The sequence below is a fragment of the Flavobacterium tructae genome (genome assembly GCF_002217475.1).
Classification (GTDB): domain Bacteria; phylum Bacteroidota; class Bacteroidia; order Flavobacteriales; family Flavobacteriaceae; genus Flavobacterium; species Flavobacterium tructae.
Map to the genome: position 1 here is coordinate 1 of NZ_MUHH01000097.1, position 3,397 is coordinate 3,397.

Here is a 3,397-nt window from a genome sequence, read left to right on the forward strand (position 1 = left end):
TTACATTTTCTTTAGCTTCGCGAAAATTTATATCAGTAACTAGATAAACTTGATTTAAAAAATCTATTTTCTTTATTTCAGAAATATCTTTCTTAACGTTCGTTAAATCTTTTTCAGCATTTTTTACATTGTTAATTTGGGATTGTAATTCATTTTCCGATTCGTATAAATCTTTATTCATACTTAGAAATTGTTCATATAATGTATAAAAACGATCATTGGTTTTTTCACTATTATTTAAAACTTCTTTATTAGTTTCTCTTAATCGTTCGTTCTCAAATGAAATTTTTGAGAGTTCATTTTGTGTTGCCAAGATTTTTGCATTGATTTCTTGTTTAGAAGTTTCTGTATCCTTTGAAATCTCATCTTTGACCTTATTAACAATCTCATTATATGAACTGTAACCTAAAAACGAAAGAACTCCAATTAAAACAGAAAATACGGCAACATAAAATTGTAATTGATATTTTAATTCAAAGAATTCTTTCGATTCATTTCTAATTAAAACTTTTTTATTATACAAGAAAATATTCCATATTAGAAAAACTATTAAGGAAATAATTAATATAATTAAAAGTATGTAAAATGTTATTGTCATAATTATGTTTTTTCGGTAATCTGCGGGCGCATTACCGCTAACGTTCTCGCGCTAGCAGGAGGGTACGGATTACAAATCCGCGCTAACGGGATACGTTGCGGAGATAAATCTGCGCGATCAGGGTTAAAGTTTCTTGATTTCGTATTCATTGCTATAGTTTCAATCGCTAGTGCGAGCGGGGGCATCTTGCTCGTACCCGTTTCTGTATTCACGTTTGCCAATCTTTGCATTCACGAGCGGGATGCTCGCGTTAGCGTTGGCTGATTCTTTGTAGTAGCTGTTTGCAATCTATTTATTTTAAAGCAATTTCTCTTTGAACTGTCCCATCTTGATTTATTACTGAGACTTTTCTAATTTCGTTATCAAATTCACAATAAAGTGTTGTGGTTTCATCTGAAGTCATTTGCGAAATTTTTATATTTTTCTGCTCTAAAACTTCTCTAACTTTTGGAATAACAAGAACAAAACCAAGATTCATTTTTCCTGATTTTTTGGCTTCCGTAATTTTTTCTTTGATTATTTTATTAAGCAATTTATTCAAATCTGTTTCATTTCTATAGTTTAAATTAAAGTCGAATTTCTGAGAATTTACATCTTTTCCCGTTACTCCAATTAATATTTTGTAAGCATACGCATAAGATGCTGAAATATTCATCTTCTTATTATCTCTAGTAACAACTGGTACAACTACTTCTCCAGTAGTTTCCTTTCGAAGATAGAATGGATCATCGACGAGAATTGAAAAATTGGGATTAACATTGTGTAATTTATAACATACTTCATCAAAAGGTTCGACTGTTAAAAACTTTCGTTCAATGGAATCTGTAAAAATGGATTTTAACTCAAAATAACTGTCTTTAACTGCTAAATTTGCTAAGTGAGGATATTTAAAGAGGATATTAATGTTTTCTAAAGTTTTCTTACCTTGATTATGAACACCAATCGGTAATCCTGTAAAATGCATAGTTGAATCCTTAAAATTGATACCATAATAAATATCATATTTTGAATCGGATTCAAGAAAGTATCCTCCAAATGAAATTTTTAATTCTCCCTTATCAAAAACTCCAGATTTTTCGGCTATTGATTCATTTGATTTTATAGCCCAAATTGCTATACTTATAGATACTATAAGACCTATGAAATTAAATATACCTAAGCCTAAATTAAATTTCTCAATACTTGATGTTTTTTTCTTTGCTGTCAATTATAAATTAGTTTGATTAACATATTGTATAACGTTCCCTTTCTAAAAGAGGTTGGATTAAATTAAACCTTTTTTTCGGATTTGCCAAGTCATTCAAAAAAAAAACATTTATTAAGCGAATTGCCGAAATCCACTGTATTAGCTGTTATCTGTAACATTTTTAATCTACTCACATTTTGATTTCGAAATCGTTTTCCATTTTAAGTTGAGGATAATAACGCTTAGGTCTATAACCATATATTGAACCTAATGGAATATTTCTTATTAGATTATAAGTAGTGATTAGTTGCTCATTTGTGTCATTTTTTAATTCCCATTTTAAACCTAAATCTGAAATGGAGTTAAAAAATAGAATTATTTGTTCGTGATTAGAAAGCTGAGCTCTTAATATCCTTATGTATTCCTTTTTTTGGGTTTCTGTAAGAAAATTGTTCCTGTGTACAAATGTTACAATTCGTCTTAGATGCCTAAAATAATGTCCTAATCTTGATTGATGACCGTTAAAATAATACTTGTCTGAACGATATGGATTTTCCTTTTCCCTGAGCTCTTCTCCGATAAAACATGAAATAGAAATTTCAATTTTTCCATATTTTTCAAAAAATCTATTTTCTAGAACATCTGATACAGTTTCATCTGTTCCAAAAAATAAAATTGTGTAGGCTATATTGGCTATATCCTGCTCGTCAAGACGATTGGTTTGTATTACATTTGTTTTACTTTCTTGTAATGCATCAATAATTTCAAAAAATTCATTTACAATTTTTATTATAACATTTCTGCCTCTGTTATTCCGATAGTCTAATTCACTAACATTCTCTCTATGTAGTTTTAGAAGTTCGAAAAAATTACTTTCGAACTGCTGAAGCAATATTTGATTCTCTTGTTGTTTTGCCGACGTCTTCTGTTCTTCTAATGCTTGAACTTGAACTTGGTTTGCTTGAAATTGGATGTAAAAGGCAAGAAAAGTTAAGATTACACCTATAAATCCAACTAGTGGACCTGTTATACCACCTATAGTGTCACCTATGACACCCGTGTTAGAACTGTATTCCCATCCCCAATTTTTATTTGTCACCAAATAAGGAATTAGAAGAAAAATAAGTACTGTCGTTATGAGAATCAGTCCACTGAAAAGTAAAATCTTTTGTTTTTCTGTCATTTTTATTTAGTAGTTAAGTCTTATAGCCAAGCAAGTAATTTGTTTATAAGCGAAACAAACTCCTGCTAGCTTGAGCATCTCACTCGTTTTCTTTTAGTATTCACGTTTGCCAATTTTTGCTTTCACGAGCGAGACGCTCACGCTAGCGGGGGAAAAGTTCTTATTTTATAATCAAAGAATCAATATTTTCTGTTTTGTAAACGTAAGTACTTTTATTCTTAGTGTTATACAAAAAAAGATGAGATTGGGTTTGACCTATATAAACATTTTGTTTAGAAGTTGATATTTTTTTACCATTATATTCAAATACAATTTTTCTGTTAGACAGTCCATCCTTAACTTTATCCGCATCTAATTTTCTATAAGCACTAATTTGATTTCCGATATAGATTACAGAGAATATGGTAATTAATAATATATTATCATTTAT

At 29.6% G+C, this 3,397-nt stretch carries 4 protein-coding genes; all 4 read right to left on the reverse strand.

Features of this window, described 5'->3' with window-relative positions:
• On the reverse strand, positions 1-598 hold a 598-nt coding region (locus tag B0A80_RS20630), incomplete at its 3' end, for a hypothetical protein (protein WP_133063734.1).
• Positions 599-890: 292 nt separating this feature from the next.
• Positions 891-1,805 (reverse strand): hypothetical protein, encoded by a 915-nt coding sequence (locus B0A80_RS20635; protein WP_089078509.1) that lies wholly within the window; start codon positions 1,803-1,805, stop codon positions 891-893.
• 169 nt (positions 1,806-1,974) lie between these two features.
• Positions 1,975-2,967, reverse strand: coding sequence for a putative phage abortive infection protein (locus B0A80_RS20640; RefSeq protein ID WP_089078510.1), 993 nt, complete (start codon positions 2,965-2,967; stop codon positions 1,975-1,977).
• Between the two features lie 160 nt (positions 2,968-3,127).
• Positions 3,128-3,397, reverse strand: a 270-nt coding sequence (locus tag B0A80_RS20975; RefSeq protein WP_208861505.1) for a hypothetical protein, incomplete at its 5' end; no start/stop codon positions are given.